This window comes from Kitasatospora sp. NPDC018058 (assembly GCF_044327205.1).
GTDB lineage: Bacteria > Actinomycetota > Actinomycetes > Streptomycetales > Streptomycetaceae > Kitasatospora.
In genome coordinates, this window is record NZ_JBIRFA010000047.1 from 1 (window position 1) to 21,362 (window position 21,362).

The window sequence follows — 21,362 nt, forward strand, 5'->3', positions numbered from 1 at the left end:
ACCCACCCGGAGCCCCGCGTCGTACAGCAGCTTCAGCCGGGCCCGCGCCGCCTCGGCCTGCCCGGCCAGCGCCCGCAGCTCGGTGGTGTCCCGGATCGTCGCGACGCTGCCGGGCCCGCCGCCGAACGGCGCGGTGGGACGGTTGTTCACGGCGAGCAGCCGTTCCCCGGCCGGATGCACCTCGTCGGTGGCGGCCCGCCCGGACGCCAGCAACTCGGCCAACCCGGGATCGAGCCCGAGCTCGGCCATCGGCCGCCCCTCCACCTCCGACGGCAGCTCCAGCAACCGCCGGGCCTCGTCGTTCGCCAGCACCACCCGCCCCTCCCCGCCGTCCCCGCCGACGATCAGCACACCCTCCCGGACCGCGTGCAGCACCGCGTCGTGATGCTCGTACATCCGTGTCATCTCGGCCGGGCCCAGGCCGTGCGTCTGGCGGCGCAGCCGCCGGCGCACCAGCACCGCCCCGCCCGTGCCCACGGCGAGCGCGGCCGCCGCGCCGCCGAACAGGACCGGCAGCTGCTGGCTCACCGCGCCGCCTGTGTTCTTGACGTAGTACCCCACCGAGAGAAACCCGGCGACCGAACCGTCCGGCCTGGTGATCGCCGCGGTGGTGTCCACGTCGGGTCCCAGCGGGATGTTCTCGGTCACGGTGTACGGCCCCTTCAGGGCTGGCTGGTAGTTGCCGTAGACGTGCTTTCCGATCAGCTCGGGATGGGCGGTCTGGGCGTAGCGGGTCCCGTCGGCGCCGAAGATCACGATGTAGTCGAAGCCGCCACTCTTCTGCACGTCCACGGCCAGCGGCTGCAGCACCGCGGTCGGATCGGCGCTGTCGAGAGCAGCCGCCAACCCGGGATAGCGCGACAACGTGACGGCCGCGGCGCGTGTGCTGTGCTCCGCATCACGCGTGGCATAGCTGCGGGCCTGCAGGATGAGCGTCGTCAGGGCCGCGCCGACCAGTAGCACAACGACGATCAGCAGCCACAGGAACACCTGCCCGGCAACACTGCGCACCCGCAGCCGCGAGCGCAGCCGACCCCAGACGGACCGGTGTTCCCCCGGCCCGTCCTGTGCCTTGCTCAAGGACGTGCTCCCTGTGTGCATCCGGGCTGTCCCCACGCATCCGGGTCCTCCCCTTCCACGCTGCCACCCTGCTCGGAGACGTGCACGCGCGAAGCCCACGGCGGGCCAGCAGATTGCCGGCCAGGAACTGGTGGCTACGGTGAGGACACCACCGGGGACGCCCCCCGGGGGTGGTGGACTGCCTGCGTCATCGTCGCGGATCCGGCCTGGCCGGGAATCGGGTGCAGAACCCCGACTGGGTTTGATTCGCTTTGACGGACGCCCCTGATCAGGGGCTTCGGCTGCGGTAAGGATGATGTCCATCATGGAGAGCAACGGGAAGAGGAAGCAACGCCCTCGCCGCTCGTTCACCCCGGAGTGGAAGGCCGAGATCGTCGAAGCTGCCCGGGCCGGAGCCGGTGGCATCCGCCCGGTAGCAGCGATGTCGGTCATCAGGGGGTGGCGGCCAAGCGCGGAGCGCGCTGGTCCCTGTGGTGCAGGCGTCGTGAAGGAAACCGATGGACCACACTTGGCGAAGGGCTGGCTGAGATGCCCAGCATCCGCGCCACCGCCTGCTACCTGCCCGGCATCCCGGCCCCGACAAGTGCAATGCCGCCGGTGCGGGCACCCCTATCTCGGATGAGCGGCGGGCCCATCAGACAACGCAGCTGCGGATCATCGCTACGAGCGGCGGCGCATCCGGGTTCGGTTGGACCTCGTTGATGGCCTCGTAGCCCCAGGACTCGTACAGCGCGAGCACTTTGCCATCCCCGGCGGTGGGGTTGACCATCAGTCATGGGATGATCTTGGTGGGGTCGCGCCCGGGTCCGCCGTGGACGTGGTCGGCTGACCGCCCGGTCGTCGGCGCCACGGAAGATCAGGAATCGCGAAACCGGAATTCGGGTTCATACTTGTGGTATGTCGGATGAGCGGGAGCCGCGTACGAGCTGGACGTTCCTGACGCAGCACGCCCGGGTGCTGTTGACGATCTCGCGTGACGCGGAAGTGCGCCTGCGGGATCTCGCCGTGGTTTGCGGAGTGACGGAACGGGCCGTGCAGGCGATCGTCACCGATCTGGAAAACGGCGGCTACCTCGCCCACACCCGGTGCGGACGCCGCAACCACTACCGCGTCGTGGACGGCACGCACTTCCGCCACCCGGCCGAGGCCCGTCACGAGATCGCCGGCCTGCTGGCCCTGTTCGCCGCCCTTGATTCCGGTGCCGGTTCCACCGCCGTCCCTGCGGCTCCCAGCGGTGATCGCCATGACGAGCATCCGTGAGCCCGGCCCCGGCGACCTTGAGCGTAGCGCCGCGTCGTGCCCCCGCTGCGGACAGCCGCGGAGCTGGGCGCTTGAACGCGTCGAGGTCCTTGCGGGGCACCGCACGGCCTCTGGCGCTCCGCTCCGCACTACCCCCGGCTGGCCCGGCTGCGGGCGGGCCAGCCCGCTGAGAAGGCGGTGATTCCCGTGCACAGGCTCCCCGGATCCGCCAGGCACGAGGGCCTCGACGACCTGCAGGTCACCACGCCCCGCCTGCGGATCACCACTACCACGGTCTCCGGAACCGCGGTGATCGTCCATCTCGATGGCGAGGTCGACCAGGACGACCGCGGCGCGCTGGAGGGTGTCCTCACGAAGGCGGTCGCGGACCGGCCTCCCCGGCTGATCGTCGACCTGACCGGCCTGATCTTCTGCTACTCCGTGTGCCTCAACGCCCTGCTCACCGCACGCCAGGACGCCCAAGCCGCGGGCGTGGAGATGCTGCTGGCCGCGCCCGGGCCGCAGACCCTGCGGCTTCTGGAGATCACCGGCGCCGACGAGGTCTTCCCCATCCACGCCAGCGTCCGCGCCGCCCTGACGGCCGCCGCCAGACCGCACCTTCGGCGCCGTACTCCCCACTGGTGACGAACTTGCCGACGCCGAAACCGCCATCCGCCTCCTCGCGCATGCTCACCCGCACCAGCCACAGCACCTGACCGCCCTCGGTCGTGCGCACCCGGGTATGCGTTGGAACGGCCCGCGAGGAGGACCGGAAGGGCCGGAAGCTGCTTCGGACGCGCCGGGGGCTCCTGTCACGTCGGGACGGGGCGCGACCGTGTGCCGCCTGGTCCGCGGCCTTGTGCGGTTCAGGGCCAATCGTCGGTGTGCCCGAGCACCCGGGCCAGCGCCCGGGCGACACCGACCGTGAAGTCGCGTTCCTGGGTGTCGCGGCGTGGGGCGTGTGCGCGCCGCAGCGCGGCCCGTTCCTCTCCGGCGAGCTGGGCTTCGTCCGGGGGGGTGTCGCTCCACCATGTCCGCGTTGGTGATCGGTGCCAGGGGTTGTCTCCGAGGGCCCAGGCGACCAGCGCACGGTTCTCTCTCATGGTGTGCGGCGAGGCACCGTCCGCCAGGCGTCCCATGACCTCCTCGACCTCGTCCACGGACCGGGCGCGTACAGTTCCCGGGCCGGGAGTCACCGGGTGCCCGCTTCAAGCTGGGCAGGGATGCGGTCGGCAGGCAGTTCGCGTAGGCCGCATCATTCCCGGCGCGGCGCCGCCGTGCGCTGGGTCTGCCGAGGATCCGCCCCGGCTTCCCGGGTGGCGGCCCAGGAGGCGAGCAGGCGCAGGCCCTGTTCGCTGGGGGAGCCGGGTTCGGCGGTGTAGACGGTGAGGGTCAGGCCGGGTTCGGCGGCCATCTCCTTCGGAGCCGTCGGCGGCCTGGGTGAGGTGCAGCAGGTGGGCGCGTTCGGCGTCGTCGAGCTGCAGGGCGCGGGCGACGGCGGCGGCCGTACGGCCGCGCGCCCGTGACGCGAAGGAATCCCTCTCATCCGCGGCGCAGTGATCCACGCCCCCCGTGACGTCCGCTTCGAGACCCTGGACGGCCCGAAGATCCTCAAGCCCACCGATGCGATCATCCGTACGGCGGTGACCTGCGTGTGCGGCTCCGACCTGTGGCCGTACCGCGGCGGGGAGCCGATCGGCGACCCGCACCCGATGGGCCACGAGTACGTCGGGTTCGTGGAGGAGGTCGGCTCGGGGGTCACCTCCGTCCGACCGGGCCAGTTGGTGGTCGGCTCGTTCGCCACCTCCGACAACACCTGCCCGAACTGCTGGAACGGGTTCCAGTCGAACTGCCTGCACCGGGAGTTCATGAGCACCTGCCAGGCCGAGTACGTGCGCATCCCGAACGCCCAGGGCACCCTGGTCGCCACCGACGGTACCCCTGGCGAGGAGCTCTGGCCGGGCCTGCTCGCGGTCTCCGACGTGACCACCTGGCCCCGCACCATCCGGCCCTGCTCCGTCCGGTCCTGCTCTGCTCCGCAGCAGCCGACGTGCTCCTGCCCGCCCTGGTCGCCTGCACCAGCACCCCGCCGGCCACGACCTCCCAGCCGATGGCAGGCCAGCAGCAACAACCCGCGACCACCGACGGGAGCACCCCGATGGACATCCGAGTCACCCTCGACGGCAGGCCCGTCACGGCGACGCTGAACGACAGCCCCGCCGCCCGCGACCTGGTCGCCCTGCTGCCGCTGACCGTGGACCTGGAGGACTTCCACGGCACCGAGCGGATCGGCTACCCGTCGCGCAAGCTCACCACCGCCGACGCGCCCACGCCGGTCGCGGCCAGGACCGGCGACCTCGCCTACTACACCCCTGGGGCAACCTCGCCCTCTTCCACCAGGACGGCCCCGCCCCCTCCGCCGACCTCCTCGTACTCGGCCACGTCGACGCCGACTCCGACCAACTATCCCGCGCCGAGAGGATCACCCTCGAAGCCGCCCCCTGAATCCCGAACCCCGCTGGGAGAACACCCCGATGAACCCCACCTACGACTTCACCGGCCAGGTCGCCTTCGTCACCGGCGCCAGCTCCGGCATGGGTCTGGCCACCTCCCGCGCCTTCGCCCTCGCCGACCTCGACCGGCTCGGCGGCCTCGTCGGCATCCCCCGGCCGCGCCTCCTACCACTCCTCCAAACACGGCGTCATCGGCCTCACCGGCAGCGCAGCCCTCGAATACGCCCCCCGCGGCATCCGCATCAACGCGATCTGCCCCGGCACCATCGACACCCCGATGGTCCAGGACATGATCGCCAAGGGAGAACTCGGCCGCGCCGGGGCTGGGGCCAACCAGCCCATCAACCGGCTCGGCAGCGCCGACGAGATCGCCCAGGCCGTCCTGTGGCTGTGCAGCCCCGGTGCGAGCTTCGTCGTCGGCGTCGCCCTGCCCGTCGACGGCGGCTACGTCGCCCGCTGAACCCAACCCCCGACAACCCCAAGAAAGGCACCGATCACCATGGAATTCGTCCAGCCCCAGCCCACCAGCAAGGCCCCCGCCGAATGGTTCACCGGCGACGTCTGGTGGGATGTCATCGTCGCCGGCCAGGCACCCTCCCGCCTGCGGGCCAACCTGGTCCGCTTCGCCCCCGGTGCCCGCACCCACTGGCACACCCACGCCGTCGGCCAGACCCTGCACGTCGTCTCTGGCACCGCCCTGATCGGCACCCGCGACGGCACCCTCTTTGAGGCCCGCCCCGGACAGACCGTCAGCTGCCCGCCCGGTGAGGAACACTGGCACGGCGCCGCCCCCGACCGGTTCATGGAACACATCGCCATGTGGGAGGCGACCACGGACGGCACCCCCGAGACCGTCTGGGCCGAACCCGTCACCGACGAGCAGTACGACGGCCCCCGCACCCGTCAGCCGTAGCCACACACCAGCCGAGCCGCCGCATCCCCGGGCAAGCACGAGACCGGCCGGAGGACATCAATGCTCACGGCGGGTGAATCCCGGGTAAGCCCTCCCTACCGACCCAGCAAGGCGAGTATCAGCCTTCAACGCGCTCGAGACCTGCAGCTCCGGCGACAAGCCTCCTCGTCAACCGACCCTTGCGTGCCGGGCAGGCCACTTGGATGGCCGGGTGATGCCCTTCATGTTGTGCAACTCGCATGATGGGCCTTGCCCGCCGCAGCTGGGGCGGGCCGGAGACTCATCACCTGCCTGTCTTGACGCGGCGGGTAGTGTGCGGGGCCTACCCCGGTTCGGCGACGGCATGCCCGAGCCGTAGCCGAACCGCCAGCTGCGGGCCCTGCTCCTCCTGACCCTCCTCGCGTGCCGAGCAGAGGCCCGAGATCGTGCGCACCATCGTCCTGACGTCCTCGGGGGCACCGAGGAGTTCCGCGGTGATCTCGCCCGGCAGCACGATGCGCTTCTCCGGCGGCGGCGTGGAGCTGCGCACATTGAAGGCCTGCGAGGAGCTCACCGACGGGCCCGGTGCGGGGATCGCCGAGGCACCGCCGGGCTGTGACTCGGCCACCGTCCAGGTGCCCTCGGAAGTCAGGGTGGGAGGAACGTCCCACACATCGCCGATCCGGGTCCGGCCACGGCCGGTGTGCGTCTCGAAGACGCCTTCGAGTACGTCGAGGACGGCGTCCGCCACCTCCTGCGCGCCGTCCCCCAGTCGCACGAGCACATGGCCTGCAGAAAGCGGCAAGCCCATCGGTTTGAGCTTCCCCCGGCGTGCGGGAGGTGCTGATTAGCTGGCCAGAGTGGGTTGACGGGGTTTCAGGTTCACTTGTTCGGCCGTCGCGTGGTTGGCGTAGTGCTTCTCCTCGTATTCGATGGGGCTGAGGTAGCCGAGTCGTTTCTGGATGCGACGGGTGTTGTAGAACCCGTCGAGGTACTCGAAGAGCGCGAGGTTCGCATCGGCGCGGGTGTCGAAGACGCGGCCGCGGATGCACTCGGTCTTGATCAGCATCCACAGGTTCTCGGCGAGGGCGTTGTCGTAGGAGTCCCCGATACTCCCAACGGCTGCCGACCCGCGGGGAGATCGGGATCTCAACCGCTCCCACTACGAGGAGGTCCTGGTGGTGCGAGTTCACCCCGAGTACCTGGACCGGCATCCTCGTGGACAGCGACGGCCTGCCCGAGCCGGGGACACCACCGCACGCACACCCGCTGCCCTGAGCTGGTGGCCGCGCCCGGCCGGCCCGAAGGGTTGGTGACTGCCGACCGGGCATGCTTCACGTGACGGCGCTCCAGAACAGGCTGGGTCATCCCGTCTTCCGACGGATTCTGCTGTTCTGGAGCCGCCGGTCCGAATGTGGGCCGGCGGCCATGGGGTGTGGGTCAGATATGTGGGTCGGCGGGGCGGACGTCCGGTCGCGATCGGGGCGCTCGTCCTCCAGGACCGGCAGGCAGTCTGCGCACTGCAGATCTCGCCGACGGCGGGGCGGTCGGGATCCTCGGGCCGACAAGGGCAGACAGAGGGCGGTTTGCACATTGTATGGTCCAGTCCCGGCATCGCCGCCCCGCTGCTGCGGATCACCACCGCACGGACTCCTGGCGGGGCCGAGGTCGTCCGCCTTGATGACGAGGTGAACCAGGACCAGCGCGTCCGGCGGCAGCGCGCGCTCGACCGGGCGGTGGGTGACCGCCCGCAGCGGCCGGTCGTCGATCTCTCCGGCCTGGCATTCTGCGACTCCACCTGCCTGAACGTGCTGTTCGGCGCGGGGTTGGGGTGGGGGATCGGTTCGGTGTCCGGATCCGGGGGCGTCGGAATGGTCATGGCGGGACCTCGCGGGAACCTCGTCGGTAGCGGGCCGGCCGGGCTCAGTGGCCCAGCGCGTTGGCCAGCTCGCGCTTGTTCATTTTCGAACGTCCTTTGATGTTGCGGTGTTTGGCCTCGTTGTACAGCTGGTCGTAGGTCGGGCCCTGGGCGCCCTGGTGGGAGCGCTGCCCGCCGCGTCGGCTCGACGGGATGTCGTGGGTCGAACTGCGGCTGCTGCTCTTCGACTCGCCGTGCCGGGCGCGTTCCTTGTTGACCGTACGGGCGGCGATCTCCTTGGCGCGCTTCTCGCTCTCGCCGCGCTCGAGTGCGCTCTCCTTGATGTGCTCGTACTGGCGCTCCCGCTTGGGGCTGGATCCTCGGGGCATGGCCGCGCCTCCTCTCGTGTCGAGGTGGTTGCCTGGGCGCGTGTACCCGGACAAACCGCAAGAAACCATCGTGCAGCCGCGCGAACAGCGCCGGGCTGGCGAGACAAGCCGGAGGAATCGGCCTGACTTCCGTGTTTCCTGCCCCCCGCAGCGGATAGCCGCGCTGCGGGGGGCAGGCGGCGTGAAGGAGGAGCATCGTGTCCCCGAAGGTTTCCGATCACATTCTGGAGCGGCTGCGCGTCTGGGACGTCGAGTACGTCTTCGGCTACCTCGGCGATGGCATCAACGGGCTGCTCTCGGCTTGGGGCCGGGCCGAGAACCACCCGGCGTTCGTCCAAGCCCGGCATGAGGAGATGGCCGCGTTCGAGGCCGTCGGCTACACCAAGTTCTCCGGCCGTACCGGGGTGTGCGCGGCGACCTCGGGCCCGGGCGCGATCCATCTGCTCAACGGCCTGCACGACGCCAAGCTCGACCACGTCCCGGTGACGGCCCTGGTGGGGCAGACCGACCGCAGCGCCATGAGCGGCTCCTACCAGCAGGAAGTCGACCTGCTGAGCCTGTTCAAGGACGTCGCCGCGGAGTACTGCCAGATGGTGACCGTCCCCGAGCAGCTGCCCAATGTGCTCGACCGGGCGTTGCGCACTGCGGCCGCCCGCCGCACCGTCACCGCCGTCATCGTGCCCGCCGACGTCCAGGAGCTGGACTACAGCCCGCCGGAGCACGCTTTCAAGATGGTGCCCTCCAACAACCGCGACCTCAACCAGGTCACCTGGGAGATGCGGGCCATGCAGGGCGCCCCGAGCTTCCTGCCCTCCCAGGAGCTGCCCGACGTCGACTACGCCGCCTTCGCCCGCACCCTCGACCTGGCCGCCGCGCGGGCGATCGCGCCGGAGGACGTCTCCAGCGGCTGGCAGCACGCCCTCGACGCCGACCGCCCGTTCCTCCTGGAACTGCGCACCGACCCGGCCGTCCCGCCGATCCCACCGCACGCGAGCTGGGACCAGATCCAGGCCGCCGCCGCGTCCGTGCTGCGCGGGGACAACGACCGCCCGGCGATGGTCCGCCAGGGCTTCAAGGCCAAGCTCCAAGAGCTCCTGCCGTCCTTCGGAGGCCGACATGGCCGCCATTGACCCGGTCCGACGCGGCGGCGACCTCGCGCTGCGCAACATCCGCACCCGACGCTTCCAGCGCTCGCTCGCCCCGGCCGCCGCCGTCGGCTCGGTGATCACCGCCGCTGAGGTCTACCTGGAGCATGACCGGGCCGGCTTCGGCAACCGCGTCATGTGGTGGCCGGTCTGGCTCGGGCCGGTCGGAGCGGTGGCCGGGGCGCTCGACCCGCGAGCCGCCCGCACCCTGCTGCCGATCGTGTCCGCCGCGATCACCGCCAACGGCCTCCAGGGCACCTGGCTGCACGTGCGGGGCATCGCGGAGAAGCCCGGCGGCTGGGCGGCCCGCTACAACGTCGAGATGGGCCCACCGCTGTTCGCTCCGATGCTGATGAGCCTGGTCGGAGGGATGGGGCTGGTCGCCGACGTACTGCGCCGGGAGTCCCGCGATGCCTGAGCGGCGCTTCCCCGGTTACGACGTGCTCTCCCAGCTGTTTGCGCCGGTAGCCGCCGTTGGCCTCACCGGCTGGCTGCGCGCCGCCGCCCTCGCCCAGGCCCACGGCCTGGACGTCTCCGCCCACTGCGCCCCGCACCTGCACGCCCACGCCGCCGCGGCGGTCCGCAACTGTCGCTACCTGGAGTGGTTCCACGACCACGTCCGGATCGAGCGGCTGCTCTTCGACGGCACCCTCGACCCCACCGGTGGCACCGTCACCCCCGGCGCCGACGGCGCGCCCGGCCACGGGCTGCGCCTGGCCGCCTCCCGGGCGGCCGCCTACCGCACCGGATGACGGGCCGGGCCGACGGGACGGAGGGAGCCGACATGGCGAACAGCCCACTACCGGAACCCCGTGACGGGCTCGTCACCCGGAGCAGGCCATGGGCCGAGGGCACCCTGCTCACTCTCCTCGGGGAGCTCGACCACGACTCGGCCGACGACCTGCGCAGCGCGCTCGACGACGCGCTGCGACCGCCCGGCACCGTGTTGGTGATCGACTGCGCCGGGCTGGGCTTCTGCGACTCCACCGGCCTCGACACCCTGCTCCGGGCCCAGGCCCGCGCGGCCGCGGAGGGCAGCCGCATCGACCTGGCCCGCCCCCGGCCGCTGGTCCGGTGGATGCTCCAACGGACCGGCACCGCCGAACTGTTCAGCATCCGTGACGCCCCGCCGGCCTGACCGGAAGGAGGAGGCCATGACGTCCGCCGGGCCCTGTGACGTGCCTACCCGACAGGGAGCACTCGCACCACTGGCCGGTTCGCCTCGGCCGTGCGGGGTAGGCGCGCGGCATGGAGGACATCGGACCCCCGGCGGACGGCTCGTCCGCCGACGATGTGGAAGCACTCGACCTGTGCGACCACTGCGGCCAGGCCGTCCCCGAGACGGACCTGCTCAGCGCGCTGGTGCCGGACTCATCAGCGCTGCATCCGACCGACCCCAACCTGGACGGCAAGCGGGTGATCATCGCCTGCTCCGTGGACCACCTCGCCGAGTTGGTGGCGTACTACCGCCATCGTGTCTTCGTCCCCGAGGAGCAGTGGGCCGGGAAGGTCTGCCGGGCACTCGCGGACTACGACGGACCCGTCCCGCTCAGCACGGTTGCCCAGCTGAGCGGCCTGTCCGTACGGCAGGCGGAGCAGGGCGTGGAGTGGCACAACGCCCGCGCCCGCGAGTGGCAGGCGCGCTACGGCGACCGGGCGGCCGCCGACCGCGATGACGACGAACCATGAAGGGACGGGCCATGAAGACCGCCAAGCACTACCGCCTGGTCGCCACTGATCCGTACCGCGAGATCGTGCTCACCGCCACCGGGGCGATGGGGAGCGACGGCACCGAGGTGTACGTGGACGACTCCGGCGCGGTCCGCGCCGAGATCGACGGCGAGGGAGAAGTCCGGACGATCACCACCGCGCTCCCGCTGGGCCGTCCGGCCCGCGCCGAACCGCTGGACTGAACAGCAGTCGGTCCCCTCCGGTCCGCCGTCGGTCCGTCGGCCCGCGCCTTTCCACGGCCCAGGACCGTCGTCTGAGGCTCAGGACTGCCTCCGTCGGCTCGGGCGGGCTGCAGCAATCCGCCGGTGCCCTGCGGCTACGCGGATCGGGAACGGCCAATCCGGCATGGTCGTGGGAATGCCGGGTACCCGCTGGCATCCGGGGGCGCGGCCGCCCGCGCCCGACGCGCAGCCCCGCTGCCCAGGAGGAGAGATGACCCACCACACCAAGGTCCTGGCGATCGTGGCGAACTACGGCGTAGAACAGGATGAACTCCTCGTCCCCGTGCGGCATCTGCGCGACGACGGCGTGCGGGTCGACATCGCCGCCCCCGACCGGGGCGACATCCGCACCCCGGTCAGGGACCGGCGACCGGGCGAGACCGTGCGCCCTACCCACGCCCTCGGCGGGATCGACCCCACTGACTACGACCTGTTGCTCATCCCCGGCGGCACCCTCAACGCGGACAGCCTCAGGCTGCGCCTGGAGGCGGTGGCCGTGGTGCTCGCCTTCACCACCTCCGGTCGGCCGGTCGCCGCCATCCGCCACGACCGCCTGACGGGCGAAGGCCCGTACGGACGCCGCTTCGCGCGGATCCGTACGGGCCGTTGCGGTCGGCGGGCGACGGGACAGCGGGCCGTCACCGGGACGGGAAGCGGTGGTGCCCGACCATCCCGGTGAACTCCTCCCAGAACGCCGGCCCCGGCCGCTCGCCGTCGGCGCAGACCGCCACCCCGGCCAGCCCGTTCGGTGTGCCGAACCCGGCCGCCCGGGACAGCTCGACGCCCGAGCCCAGCAGCAGCAGGTCCGCCGCCGCTTCCGGGCATTCGGCGGACCGGCAGGCCTTCGGCGTACAGGGCGGGCACGGGCCGTCCGTCGTCGGTCCCCCTCGGGGACCCCCATCGCGTGCGAGCCGGCCGCCAGCGCGGCAGCGATCACGGTGTCCTCGCACCCGATCACCGTGATGCACGAGGGCGGTAGGCCGAGCGCCCGGTAGGCGGCCGTGACCAGGGCCGGGGCGGGCATCCGGCAGGCGCAGCCGTCGTGCGATCCGTGCGGACACACCGCCCACACGTCGATCGCCCCCAGCAGCGCCTCGGCCCGGGTCTGGACGGCCTGGACCTGCCCGCGCCCGAACAGTCCGCGCGCCACGCCCGGCTGGTTGCTCAGCACGCCGAGCGCGAAGCCAGCTCCGCGCAGCGCCGCCAGTGCGGCCCGCACGCCCGCCATCGGACGGACCATCGCCGGATCGCCGTTGTAGGCGACGTTCTGCAGGAGCGTGCCGTCCCGGCCGAACAGCACCGCGCCCGTCGCGCCCTCGACCGAGGCCCCGCCGGTGCGGGTGAACAGCCACGGTCCGGACCGGTCCGCGCGGCTGCCGGAGGGGCGGGGCTGCGGAACGGTCGGTACGGGTTCTCCGAGGTACGCCATACTCCTGCGGGTTGCCACGGTCGAAGCGGGCAAACAGCCGTCGGAGGGCGGATCGGGGATCACGGGGGAGTGGTGGCGCCCGGACGTGTCGTTGCCCTCAGGTGGTCCCGGAGGGCTGCGATCGCCCCGGCACCGGGGGCAGTCTCCAGACCGCCGCAGCCGGCCGCGCCGCCCGGGCCTGGTTTTCGGCGTCGACGTCGCCCGACCAGCCGTGGTACTGGCCTTGGCGGGTCCTGTGGGCGCAGCTGCCTGGGCAATCGCGCGTTCTCAGGTTTGTTTCGCTTCCCAGAACCGGTGGATTTCGTCGAGTTCATCCAGAAGTTCCTCCTCTCGACGATCAAACTCTTCCTCACTGATCTGTCCGGCGATCAGTTCGCGTTCGAGTGACTTGAGCGCTTCCTCGGCTGGAGAGGGGTCGTAGTACTGGCGCTCGGCCGCGTTCGCCACCTGCTCCGCCACCCAGACGACTCCGCGTACTGGAGCCAGCGGCAACGTCAGCAGGCCCGTGATCAGCCCCATGACATTCTCCTAAACGAAGCTGTAGGGCGGCAGCGGGCCGTGCAGTCTGAACTGGTAACCCTTGCCCCACCGCTCGGACAGCTCTGACTCGGCGGTGACGAAGTCCTCGTGACGGGCGTCCTCCACGAGAAAGGAGATGCTGGCGAAGTCGTTGCCGCGAGGCTCGTTTTCCTCGATCTCGCGCGCCAGCGGACGCAGAGCCTCAAGGACCTCGGCCGCCGCAGCCTCGTTGCGCGCCCGAAGCTCCCCGGCCACAAGTTCGCCGAGCCTTATCTTGATGTTGGGATCGCCGCTGTGCCGTCGGCTCTCCTCATTGAGCCGTTGCGCCTCGGCGGAGTCCTGCAGGATCTGCCGAAGCACGAAGTCCTCGTCGAAGGTGGCCTTGAGCAGGTACTCCGCGCATCCCGTGAGGGTTCGGAGCCGTTCCCGGTAGAAGTCGGCGTGCCCTTTCAGCGCTTCCCGGATCTCCTGAGGCTCGGAGGCCACCATGCCGAACCTGAGCGGAAGCACGGCTCCATCGGCCATCAGCCGTTGAAGCACGTTCTGGTGTGCCATGACGTCGCGACGACGAGCCCGCAGTCCTTCGGGTACGGAACTGACAATCGCGGACAGACCGGCCTCGGTGAGGGTGGCGAGTTCCTCAGGAGGATCGCCGACGCCGGTGACGCCGTCCAAGCGCACCGGATGGACATCGGCGGTGATCGCGTAGATGTAGACGGCCATGACTCACTCTTCCCGGGGGCGTGCGCGGCGCGCCGGCCGTGGCCTCTCACGTTTCTCGGTCGGCTCCGGCTCCTCTTCCCTGCCCTGGGTGTGCTGACGAATGGTGTCTGTTACCGCTTCCACCGCGCCGGTGAGCGCTCCCTTGCTCTTGCCCCGGGCGCCGCCCTCGGTCAGTTCGCCCACCAGCTCGGGCAACTGGGTCGGCGCTTTGCGGCCGGACTCCAGGTCCAGCCGGTTACATGCCTCCGCGAAACGCAGATAGGTGTCCACGCTGGCCACCACGATGCGCGCGTCGATTTTAAGGATCTCAATGCCCACGAGGGACACCCGCACGAACACGTCGATGACCAGACCACGGTCGAGAATCAGCTCGACGACGTCGTACAACGTGCCCGAACCTCGGCCCCCGGCTACTGCACTTCCTCCGCCGCCTTGCGGCACTACAGTCACGGCGCTTCCTTCCACAGCCACGCCCACACGCGAAGGTCGCCCTCACCTCTGGCGGTCGAGCTCATCACGCGTGTAGCGGCGTGTCCTCTCGTAACCCAGTAGCTCCCCCTTGCTGTCGAGCGTCACCCGGTAGCTGGCCAGGATGCTTGCCGTGTCCGGCACGCGCTCGACTTCCACCACCTCCACGTCGGCCTGCCATCCTTCATCCGTGCGCCGGAGGCCGGACACCGACTCGGGTACCCTGCCGAGCAGCATCCCCAGCTGCTCCAGCGCCGCTCGCAAGACCGCCGCTACCGACAGCTGCGGGCCGCTCTTCCTCGGGACCCGCCTGACCGGCTCATCCCCTTCGGGCCCCGAAAGGCCTCGCTGGGGCTTCCTGGTAGGCCGCCGATCATCATCCTCGCTATAACGAGGCATAAACCATCCTTCCGTCCCGGCCGCGCCTACCCAATTGGCCCCAAGCAAACCGAGTAGTGGAACATCACCGCGCCAACCCCACCGGACGTGTGCGCCAGAGCCGAGGACGACCAGGACGACGAGGAGGAGGCCGAGCCGCCAGCCGCCGACACTCGGGCCCCGTGATGCTCGGGATGGCGGGGTGCCGCCGGTGGCATTCTCCCGAGGAGGGTGGCCATGTACGGGGCCGGTCCGGTCAACCTGATGGCCCGTACCCGGCGATGCTGCTGGTGCGGCGCAGGCGATGGTCGTGCAACCCACTGCCCGACCGCCTGCACCTGGTCGACAAGATCGGAGCCACCCCCGTCGACGACCCGCCGGCCATCCCGGCGAGCAGGTGATGGAACTGAGCACGGCACGGGGGCGGACCGCGACTGCGAGTGCGTGGGCCAGCAGGCGCATGGCCCCGACGGAATCGAGCATCCGAACAGACCATGATCGCCCGGTCGTCCGAATCGTTCGGCGTGGTCGGTGGGTTTGCCCCCGAGGACGCCGAGGACGAGGGAACGCTCACCCAGGAGGGCCGGATCAGACGGGCTTGTCGACAAGCGCTACGACCGGTATCTGCGGGACCCGATCGCCGCTGCCACGCAGAAGGGGAAAGCCGGATGGCCGTCATGTGCTGATCGACCGGCCACCTAATGTGTGGCGGGTGCTGGCCGACCCGCGACGCTACGTCCAGAGGGTTCCGGGCACCTCCCGCGCCGAACCGGCTGGCGGCACCTGGCCCGAACTGGGCGCCAGCCCGCGATACACGGGTCCGGCTCGGCCCCTGGCGGTGGGAGGGGCGTACCGTCGTGCGCGGTTGCTAGATACCGCATCGCCTGGAGCTGGAGGCCTGCGCCGGCCGACTGGGCACCGTACGCGTCGCCATCGAACTGTTTGCCTCGGACAGCGACTGTCGTCGGCGGGTGAAACGAGGACCGCGGACGCGGATCAAAAGCGGGTCACTGCGTGATCTCTTGATCATCCTGACTTCAGTGGTACGGGAGTCAGGAGGGAAGAGGTGATCGGGGTGGAGGACTGGGCCGAGATCCGTCGGCTGCATCGGGCCGAGGGCCTGTCTGCACGGGTTGTGGCCCGGCAGCTGGGGATCTCCCGGGGCACTGTGGCGCGGGGCCCTGGCCTCGGACCGGCCGCCGGTCTACCAGCGCCCGCTGAAGGGATCGGCCGTGGATGCCTTCGAGCCCGCCACCCCCGGGCTGCCGAAGCAGACCCCGACGATGCCGGCCACCGTGATCGCGGAGCGGATCGGCTGGACGCCCCGCCCGGGCCGACCCTGCTGCGACCCTGGCCGCGGTCCCCAAAAGCCGCCCTCATTCCCACCCTGCCCGGCACGCCCACCCGCTCGACGCTACGGCCCGCCGGAGACTGCCGCACGGCCGCCACGCCCGTTTGCCGCGCCGAAGATACCGGCGGTCAACGCCCCGCAGCTCGACTGGGTCCGATCCCAGTTCGACCGCAGCATCCAGCAGCGGATGGCGCACGCTCTTCGCCCCCTCGCCGAGGGTCGCGACGGGCGGCGGGACACGGGCGGCGGGTTTGCCCGCCGGCCGGGTTTGTTTCACGGATGCGGGGCACACGCGTCCCGCAGTCACAAGGACAGGAGTGAGCGGCTACGCCTGCCGGTTCGAGCAAGAAGCTAGAGCGGCAGTACGAGTACATCAAGGACAGCGCGCTGGAGCGCGTCGAGAGCGAGAAGCGGGCCAAGGAGATCGCCGCCCGCACGGTCAACAAGGAATGCGCCCGGCACGGCGAGTCGAAGACCGCCAGCCGCAGCTCGGTGAAGGATATCTCCTCCTCCAAGCGCGGCGGACAGCGCTCCCACGGCGGCTCGTAGGGCCCAACCAAGGAGCAGCTGTACAACGAAGCCAAGAAGCGCAACATCCACGGCCGCTCGAAGATGAACAAGAAGCAGCTCGCCAACGCCCTCAGTCACTGATTCGGCCCGGCTGCGGCTCCGATCAGCCTGTCGACCGGAGCCACCCGCCGGTACGCCGCCTTCCGGCTGGCCAACTTTTCGGAGGATACGCGATGACTCCCCAACTTCTGTCGGAACCTCTGAGCATCTACCTGAACGATCACCTGACCGGGGCGTTCGGCGGCGCCGCGCTCGCCCGTCGCATCGCCGACACCCACCCGGACAGCCGCCGCGCGGCCGAGCTTCGTCGGTTGGCCCGCGACGTGGAGCAGGACCGCAACGACCTCGTGCGGATCATGAACAGCCTCGCGGTGCCCGTACGCCATTACCGCACCTGGCTCGGCCTCGTGGGTGAACGGATCGCACGCCTCAAGTCCAACGGGACTCTGACGCGCCGCTCCCCGCTGAGCGATCTGATCGAACTGGAGGGCATGCGCGCCGGCGTGGAAGGCAAGACCGCGCTGTGGCAGGCACTGCGCGCCATCGCCGACGACGACCCACGCCTGGATCCGGATGATCTCGACCGACTCATCCAGCGGGCGGCTGAGCAGACGCGCACACTGAACGACTGGCACAAGGCGGTCAGCGCTGAGGTCCTCAACGGCCGGGAACCCGCATCCGGTGCAGGTACCGGCACGCTATGAATGCCCGATGTCCGCGGCGACAGCGGCGGACTCCCTGCGACTGCCAGATCGGCAACCGGGCCGGAGTAGGAACTGCCTCGGGCCGCAGGTTCACAGACGAGATCGTGCGTAGATCGCCGCCCGCAGCCGCCGGTACTGCGGGTGACGCCGCGCGGTGGGCAGGCACCGGTCAGGTGCCCGTCGCGTTCTACGCCGGCCTCGCCCCGGGTACGTCCATGGACGACGGGTAGGCCACGGTGCTGCCCTTCGCCCTGCCGGTCGACGTCGCCCTCGCCCGCCCCGTCACCGCCTTCCCGTCGGGCGACGTCCTGAGCCTGGAGCCGAAGTGGGACGGTTCTCCGGACACGTAGATGTGTCTCACGGGCGGTGCTTGCTGACGCTTGACCAGCCCGGAACACTGCTGATCATCTGGGTGGGGGACAGTGCTCGGAGGCGTGGTGCACCTGTTCTTCACCGACCGGCGAAGGCCCTGAGGGCTGGGGACATCGCTGGGCTCGGCCGCGTGGGACCTCAGCGACCGCAAGGAGGGCACCAAGTACCTGCTGAGCGGGACCTACCCTCCGAGCCTTGAACTGGGGCCGGCCGACGGCACCATGGCCACCGCCTGGTAATACCGGCAGAAGTCCGGCCGGGACGTGGCGCGCCTGGACGGACCGCGTCCTCCTGTGGCGAAGCATTGCCTCTCGACGGCTTGCCACGTGCCGGCGGTGCCGTTGCGGCTGGTCCAACCGTGTCAGGGCCGGGGCCAGCGGGATAGCCGCCGCGGCGTACCGCGGGGCGGAAGGCGAGGAGACGGACAGCATGGACGAACGTGAGCAGCAGGAATCGGCGCCGGGCCCGGGGGAGAGGACGCCCGACGCCCCGCTCCCCGAACCACGCGGGCCGCTGTCGGCGGCAGTGCTTGAACTCGTGGCGGCCGGGCCTCCCGCCACGGGACCACGGCTTGTGCCGCTCAGCCCCTCCGACGACCCCTGGGGCGAGGACCACCAGCTGGCACTGCATCTGTGCTACGAACTCCACGACCGGGGCCTGCCGGGTGTTCACCCGGGCTGGGAGTGGGATCCCGGGCTTCTCGCCCTGCGGCGCGAGCTGGAGAAGTCCTTTCTGGCCGCAGTACGCGCCGAGGCGCAGCCGGTGCCCCCGTTGCAGGACCTACTGGAGCAGCTGCTGGCGGTGCCGTCCTCGGACTGCGGGCCGTCGCACTTCCTGCTGGCAGAGGGGGAGCGCCACCACGCCCGGGAGTACCTGGTGCACCGGTCCGTCTACCATCTCAAGGAGGCGGACCCGCAGCTGTGGGTCCTGCCGCGGATCCACGGCCCGGCGCAGGCCACACTCATGGCCATCGCCTACGACGAGTACGGCGCCGGACGCCCGGAACGGGCCCACTGCCTGCTGTTCGCCCGGATGATGGCCGCCTTCGGCCTCGACCCCGGCTACGGGCGCTACCGGGACCTGGTGCCCGCCCCCATGCTGGCGGTGGTCAACCTCATGACCCTCTTCGGGCTGCACCGCACGCTGCGCGGCGCCGCGGTCGGGCAGTTCGCGGCCATCGAGATCACCTCCTCGCCCGGCTCGGCCCGGCTTGCCGAAGCCCTGGAGCGGCTCGGCGGCGGCGCGGACGGCACCCTGTTCTACCGCGAGCACGTCGAAGCCGACGCCGTCCACGAGCAGCTGGTACGCCGCGGCGTCATCGAGGAGCTGCTCGCCACCGAACCCGAGCTGGCCGAGGACATCGCCTTCGGCATCGCCGCCGCCACCACGGTCGACGACCGCTTCGCCGAGCACTTGCTCGGGTCCTGGCGCGCCGGGCGGACGTCCCTACGCTCACCCCTCAAGGACGTCGCGGCCTGACTCCCGGCGGGCCCGGGCGCGGCGGCGGTGGCTGGTGTCACAGAACGGGTAGATGCGGCTGTGCCGGCAAGTACACAAGGCCACCACCGGACGCTCGGAGAGCCGCCGGACACCGTTCGGGAGGATCACCTCCACCGGACCTTCGACCAGCAGCGGGCCTCCTGGTACGACGATCACGCGGGTGGCGACCCGGTCAGTGCTCGCGGACACCGCGCACCACCACCAGTTCCTCCTCACGCTCACCCGGCCCGATCACCCCGAGCTGCTCGAACAGGCCGGCCCGGGCCGTCATCACCGGCCCGAAGGGCTGGCGCCGCCGCGCCACCACCGACGTGCACAGCCCGGCCGCACGCAGCAGCGCGAGGGTCGCTGGGACGTCCGCGAGGTCGGACTGCACGACCAGCAGCACACCGCCCTGGGCCAGAACCCGCGGGACCGTCCGACAGATCCGGTCCAGGACCAGCCTGCCGTCCGGCCCCGCGTCCCAGGCCAGGGCCGCGCCCCGGCCGGGTCCCCGCCGGCCGGGGCCAATGGGGACGTACGGCGGGTTGGCGGTCACCAGGTCGAAACGTTCGTCGGGGACCGGGTCCAGCAGGTCGCCCCGGCACAGCCGGACCCGGCCGCGGTGAAGGCGGGCGTTGCACCAGGCGGCGGCCACTGCCCGGGCGGACAGGTCGACCGCCGTGACCAGCGCCCCGCTACGCGCGGCGGTGAGCGCCACGGCCCCGGTCCCGGTGCACAGGTCGAGCACGCGGCTGGAGTCGTCCAGTGCCTCCCGGCGCACACAGGCGGTCAGCAGTTCCGTGTCCCCCTGGGGTGAGTAGACCCCGGGCGGTCGAATCAGCAGCACGCTGGGCGAGTGCCCGCTCCGGCAGCGTTCACACCTGTCACACCAGCTGCATGTCGCACCAGGCTCGCGCGGTCGGCGGCACCGCCCGATCGCAAGCCCACAGCCGATACGGCCGCTGCGGACGCTCGGCCGAACGGCTCCGGCCGGCCCGCCACCGGGCCTGGTCCACGGGTACCGGATGACGGCGCGCTCGGAGGGGACGACCCTGGTGAGGTGGGCGACGGCGCGGAGCGAGGCGAAGAGGCTCCCCGCCCCGTACGGGGTGCGGGGCGGGGCGTGAGCTGCCGCCGACCGTCGGCGTGGAGGAGGAGTACTTCCTCGTGGACGCGGTCTCCTCGCCCAACTGCTTGCACCAGGACGGAGGTTCACCTCATTGCCCCGCCTTCGGGCAGACGCGTCGATGCGTCCTGCGGGGACGGCGGGGCCGACGCCACCAGGGGCGTGGAAGGAGCATTGTCATGAGCGAGGAGACCGGCCACATCACCGGCACCAAGGACAAGGCCTACAACCGGCTCTGGTAGGTCGAGGCCAGTGGCGCCGTCTGCGCCGATGGGTGCCTGGAGGGGAGGAAGACCGCGGACGAAAAACGCGCGCTGTGGGTTACGGTGCGGGAGGCGCCGGGCTGCCGTACTCCTCGAGGACGTCCAGGACCTCCTGCAGGGTCAGCTTCACGGCGGTGCTGCCGGGACCGGTGGCCCGCGCGTAGCGGAACCCGCCGTCGTGCCGCAGGACCGCGTACACCCGCCAGTCGAGCAGTGACATCGTCAGGATGTCGTTGTCTCGGGTGACGTCCCAGCCGAATCCGCGGGCCGTTTCGCTGAGGTGAAAGGCATCGTGGCTGAGGGAGGGAACGCTGTCGGCCATGACCTTGATGATCGGCACACCGCGCTCTCGCCGCCAGCGTACCCGCCCTCGCTCGTTCACCGCGCGCACCTCTCAACCGTCGTGGAGGCGGGGCCAGGGGTCGTGGTCGAATGCGGCGACAGGTGAGCGGTGTGGGTGCGGGACTCGATGGGGGCGTGAAGAGTGAGCATTGACGGTGCCGGCCGGTGTCCGGGCTCGGTGTGGGCGGCGTTCGTCGCCGGCCGTGCGGCCCTGGTCTTCGCCCGGGCGCTTGTCGCCGAGACGATGGCCAGGGACTGCGGCGGCTGGCACCCCCAGTTGCCTGTCGGCACGTGGGACCGGGCCGATCCCGACTGGGCGGCCGTCCTGGCAGGGGACACGGTGCGGGTGACCTGGCGTGGCGAGTCGTGGTTCGCGGGCAGGCCGGGTCTGACCTGGCTGGAGTGGCGGCGGGCTGCCCGCCGCCGCGGCAGCGTACTGCTGGTGAGCGGCCCGTTCGCCAGCCACGAGGAGTTCGCGGCGGCCGTCCGTGCCCAGACGCTGCTTTTGCTGGTCGCCCCGCTCAAGGGCGCTGGCACCGGCCGGTGAGCTGCGCCCGCGGGCTCGGC

25 protein-coding genes and 8 pseudogenes are annotated in these 21,362 nt (G+C 71.1%); 18 read left to right on the top strand and 15 right to left on the bottom strand.

The genetic code is table 11. The features are described from left to right. Positions 1–1,080, bottom strand: a pseudogene (locus ACH4E7_RS38070) (histidine kinase); the annotation flags it as partial. 634 nt (positions 1,081–1,714) lie between these two features. Continuing rightward, entirely contained in the window at positions 1,715–1,849 is a 135-nt protein-coding gene (locus ACH4E7_RS38075) for a hypothetical protein (RefSeq protein WP_396253778.1), read from the bottom strand. 128 nt (positions 1,850–1,977) lie between these two features. Here ACH4E7_RS38075 and ACH4E7_RS38080 point away from each other — a divergent pair, with 128 nt between their 5' ends. Continuing rightward, complete coding sequence (locus ACH4E7_RS38080; RefSeq protein ID WP_396253779.1) at positions 1,978–2,340, top strand: AsnC family transcriptional regulator; 363 nt, start codon at positions 1,978–1,980, stop codon at positions 2,338–2,340. Between the two features lie 186 nt (positions 2,341–2,526). Next, positions 2,527–2,964: an STAS domain-containing protein gene (locus ACH4E7_RS38085; RefSeq protein ID WP_396253780.1), complete on the top strand. Its 438-nt coding sequence runs from the start codon at positions 2,527–2,529 to the stop codon at positions 2,962–2,964. 221 nt (positions 2,965–3,185) lie between these two features. Here the strand turns inward: ACH4E7_RS38085 and ACH4E7_RS38090 are convergent, their stop codons facing one another. Both ACH4E7_RS38090 and ACH4E7_RS38095 read right to left on the bottom strand, forming a co-directional pair. Next, positions 3,186–3,479: a hypothetical protein gene (locus ACH4E7_RS38090; RefSeq protein ID WP_396253781.1), complete on the bottom strand. Its 294-nt coding sequence runs from the start codon at positions 3,477–3,479 to the stop codon at positions 3,186–3,188. A gap of 95 nt (positions 3,480–3,574) precedes the next feature. Next, positions 3,575–3,733, bottom strand: a complete 159-nt coding sequence (locus ACH4E7_RS38095) for a hypothetical protein (protein ID WP_396253841.1) — start codon at positions 3,731–3,733, stop codon at positions 3,575–3,577. A gap of 130 nt (positions 3,734–3,863) precedes the next feature. Between ACH4E7_RS38095 and ACH4E7_RS38100 the strand changes: the two are divergent. The 4 genes and pseudogenes from ACH4E7_RS38100 to ACH4E7_RS38115 form a co-directional block, all read left to right on the top strand. Then, positions 3,864–4,313 (top strand): annotated as a pseudogene (locus ACH4E7_RS38100) (alcohol dehydrogenase catalytic domain-containing protein); the annotation flags it as partial. Positions 4,314–4,477: 164 nt separating this feature from the next. Further along, positions 4,478–4,636, top strand: a pseudogene (locus ACH4E7_RS38105) (cyclophilin-like fold protein); the annotation flags it as partial. 217 nt (positions 4,637–4,853) lie between these two features. Continuing rightward, positions 4,854–5,292 (top strand): annotated as a pseudogene (locus tag ACH4E7_RS38110) (SDR family NAD(P)-dependent oxidoreductase). Positions 5,293–5,331: 39 nt separating this feature from the next. Beyond that, on the top strand, positions 5,332–5,745 hold the full coding sequence (locus ACH4E7_RS38115; protein WP_396253782.1) for a cupin domain-containing protein: 414 nt from the start codon (positions 5,332–5,334) through the stop codon (positions 5,743–5,745). 322 nt (positions 5,746–6,067) lie between these two features. Here the strand turns inward: ACH4E7_RS38115 and ACH4E7_RS38120 are convergent, their stop codons facing one another. The 3 genes from ACH4E7_RS38120 to ACH4E7_RS38130 all read right to left on the bottom strand — a co-directional run bounded on the left by ACH4E7_RS38120 (position 6,068) and on the right by ACH4E7_RS38130 (position 7,971). Continuing rightward, positions 6,068–6,529: a hypothetical protein gene (locus ACH4E7_RS38120; RefSeq protein WP_396253783.1), complete on the bottom strand. Its 462-nt coding sequence runs from the start codon at positions 6,527–6,529 to the stop codon at positions 6,068–6,070. A gap of 42 nt (positions 6,530–6,571) precedes the next feature. Further along, the gene (locus ACH4E7_RS38125) at positions 6,572–6,793 is read right to left on the bottom strand and encodes an IS3 family transposase (protein ID WP_396253784.1); all 222 of its coding nucleotides are present in this window, start codon (positions 6,791–6,793) and stop codon (positions 6,572–6,574) included. An 854-nt stretch (positions 6,794–7,647) separates the two neighbouring features. After that, complete coding sequence (locus ACH4E7_RS38130; RefSeq protein ID WP_396253785.1) at positions 7,648–7,971, bottom strand: plasmid stabilization protein; 324 nt, start codon at positions 7,969–7,971, stop codon at positions 7,648–7,650. A 197-nt stretch (positions 7,972–8,168) separates the two neighbouring features. Here ACH4E7_RS38130 and ACH4E7_RS38135 point away from each other — a divergent pair, with 197 nt between their 5' ends. The 7 genes and pseudogenes from ACH4E7_RS38135 (at position 8,169) to ACH4E7_RS38165 (ending at position 11,747) form a co-directional block, all read left to right on the top strand. Then, complete coding sequence (locus ACH4E7_RS38135) at positions 8,169–9,101, top strand: thiamine pyrophosphate-binding protein (protein ID WP_396253786.1); 933 nt, start codon at positions 8,169–8,171, stop codon at positions 9,099–9,101. After that, entirely contained in the window at positions 9,088–9,534 is a 447-nt protein-coding gene (locus tag ACH4E7_RS38140; RefSeq protein ID WP_396253787.1) for a hypothetical protein, read from the top strand. Before ACH4E7_RS38135 ends, ACH4E7_RS38140 begins: the two co-directional genes overlap by 14 nt. A 58-nt stretch (positions 9,535–9,592) precedes the next feature. Continuing rightward, positions 9,593–9,868 (top strand): annotated as a pseudogene (locus ACH4E7_RS38145) (enolase C-terminal domain-like protein); the annotation flags it as partial. A 32-nt stretch (positions 9,869–9,900) separates the two neighbouring features. Further along, on the top strand, positions 9,901–10,254 hold the full coding sequence (locus ACH4E7_RS38150) for an STAS domain-containing protein (RefSeq protein WP_396253788.1): 354 nt from the start codon (positions 9,901–9,903) through the stop codon (positions 10,252–10,254). 110 nt (positions 10,255–10,364) lie between these two features. After that, positions 10,365–10,805, top strand: a complete 441-nt coding sequence (locus ACH4E7_RS38155; protein ID WP_396253789.1) for a hypothetical protein — start codon at positions 10,365–10,367, stop codon at positions 10,803–10,805. An 11-nt stretch (positions 10,806–10,816) separates the two neighbouring features. Then, positions 10,817–11,029 carry a DUF6296 family protein gene (locus ACH4E7_RS38160; RefSeq protein ID WP_396253790.1) on the top strand — a complete coding sequence of 71 codons (213 nt, stop codon included), beginning with the start codon at positions 10,817–10,819 and terminating at the stop codon, positions 11,027–11,029. Between the two features lie 250 nt (positions 11,030–11,279). Next, complete coding sequence (locus ACH4E7_RS38165; RefSeq protein WP_396253791.1) at positions 11,280–11,747, top strand: DJ-1/PfpI family protein; 468 nt, start codon at positions 11,280–11,282, stop codon at positions 11,745–11,747. A 234-nt stretch (positions 11,748–11,981) separates the two neighbouring features. Here ACH4E7_RS38165 and ACH4E7_RS38170 read toward each other — a convergent pair. From ACH4E7_RS38170 to ACH4E7_RS38190, 5 genes and pseudogenes are all read right to left on the bottom strand, one after another. Next, positions 11,982–12,497: pseudogene (locus ACH4E7_RS38170) on the bottom strand (HAD-IIIA family hydrolase); the annotation flags it as partial. A gap of 267 nt (positions 12,498–12,764) precedes the next feature. After that, the gene (locus tag ACH4E7_RS38175; RefSeq protein ID WP_396253792.1) at positions 12,765–13,016 is read right to left on the bottom strand and encodes a gas vesicle protein GvpG; all 252 of its coding nucleotides are present in this window, start codon (positions 13,014–13,016) and stop codon (positions 12,765–12,767) included. A gap of 9 nt (positions 13,017–13,025) precedes the next feature. Next, positions 13,026–13,739 carry a GvpL/GvpF family gas vesicle protein gene (locus ACH4E7_RS38180; RefSeq protein ID WP_396253793.1) on the bottom strand — a complete coding sequence of 238 codons (714 nt, stop codon included), beginning with the start codon at positions 13,737–13,739 and terminating at the stop codon, positions 13,026–13,028. Positions 13,740–13,742: 3 nt separating this feature from the next. Then, on the bottom strand, positions 13,743–14,189 hold the full coding sequence (locus ACH4E7_RS38185; RefSeq protein ID WP_396253794.1) for a gas vesicle structural protein GvpA: 447 nt from the start codon (positions 14,187–14,189) through the stop codon (positions 13,743–13,745). 42 nt (positions 14,190–14,231) lie between these two features. Next, on the bottom strand, positions 14,232–15,068 hold the full coding sequence (locus ACH4E7_RS38190) for a gas vesicle protein (RefSeq protein WP_396253795.1): 837 nt from the start codon (positions 15,066–15,068) through the stop codon (positions 14,232–14,234). A gap of 583 nt (positions 15,069–15,651) precedes the next feature. Here ACH4E7_RS38190 and ACH4E7_RS38195 point away from each other — a divergent pair. The 4 genes and pseudogenes from ACH4E7_RS38195 to ACH4E7_RS38210 form a co-directional block, all read left to right on the top strand. After that, a pseudogene (locus ACH4E7_RS38195) lies at positions 15,652–15,904 on the top strand (IS21 family transposase); the annotation flags it as partial. A gap of 404 nt (positions 15,905–16,308) precedes the next feature. Then, positions 16,309–16,587: pseudogene (locus ACH4E7_RS38200) on the top strand (plasmid stabilization protein). A gap of 92 nt (positions 16,588–16,679) precedes the next feature. Further along, on the top strand, positions 16,680–17,210 hold the full coding sequence (locus tag ACH4E7_RS38205; protein ID WP_396253796.1) for a hypothetical protein: 531 nt from the start codon (positions 16,680–16,682) through the stop codon (positions 17,208–17,210). Between the two features lie 801 nt (positions 17,211–18,011). Continuing rightward, positions 18,012–19,061 (top strand): iron-containing redox enzyme family protein, encoded by a 1,050-nt coding sequence (locus tag ACH4E7_RS38210; RefSeq protein WP_396253797.1) that lies wholly within the window; start codon positions 18,012–18,014, stop codon positions 19,059–19,061. Here ACH4E7_RS38210 and ACH4E7_RS38215 read toward each other — a convergent pair. From ACH4E7_RS38215 to ACH4E7_RS38225, 3 genes are all read right to left on the bottom strand, one after another. Next, positions 19,035–19,304 (bottom strand): CDGSH iron-sulfur domain-containing protein, encoded by a 270-nt coding sequence (locus ACH4E7_RS38215; protein WP_396253798.1) that lies wholly within the window; start codon positions 19,302–19,304, stop codon positions 19,035–19,037. The two genes, ACH4E7_RS38210 and ACH4E7_RS38215, sit on opposite strands and share 27 nt — an antisense overlap. Continuing rightward, a complete protein-coding gene (locus ACH4E7_RS38220) occupies positions 19,255–19,911 on the bottom strand; it encodes a HemK2/MTQ2 family protein methyltransferase (protein ID WP_396253799.1) in 657 nt (218 codons plus the stop codon). Before ACH4E7_RS38220 ends, ACH4E7_RS38215 begins: the two co-directional genes overlap by 50 nt. 600 nt (positions 19,912–20,511) lie before the next feature. Then, positions 20,512–20,844, bottom strand: coding sequence for a hypothetical protein (locus ACH4E7_RS38225; RefSeq protein ID WP_396253800.1), 333 nt, complete (start codon positions 20,842–20,844; stop codon positions 20,512–20,514). A 93-nt stretch (positions 20,845–20,937) separates the two neighbouring features. On the opposite strand from ACH4E7_RS38225, the gene ACH4E7_RS38230 reads away from it, so the two are divergent. Further along, a complete protein-coding gene (locus ACH4E7_RS38230) occupies positions 20,938–21,342 on the top strand; it encodes a hypothetical protein (RefSeq protein WP_396253801.1) in 405 nt (134 codons plus the stop codon). Positions 21,343–21,362: the final 20 nt, after the last annotated feature.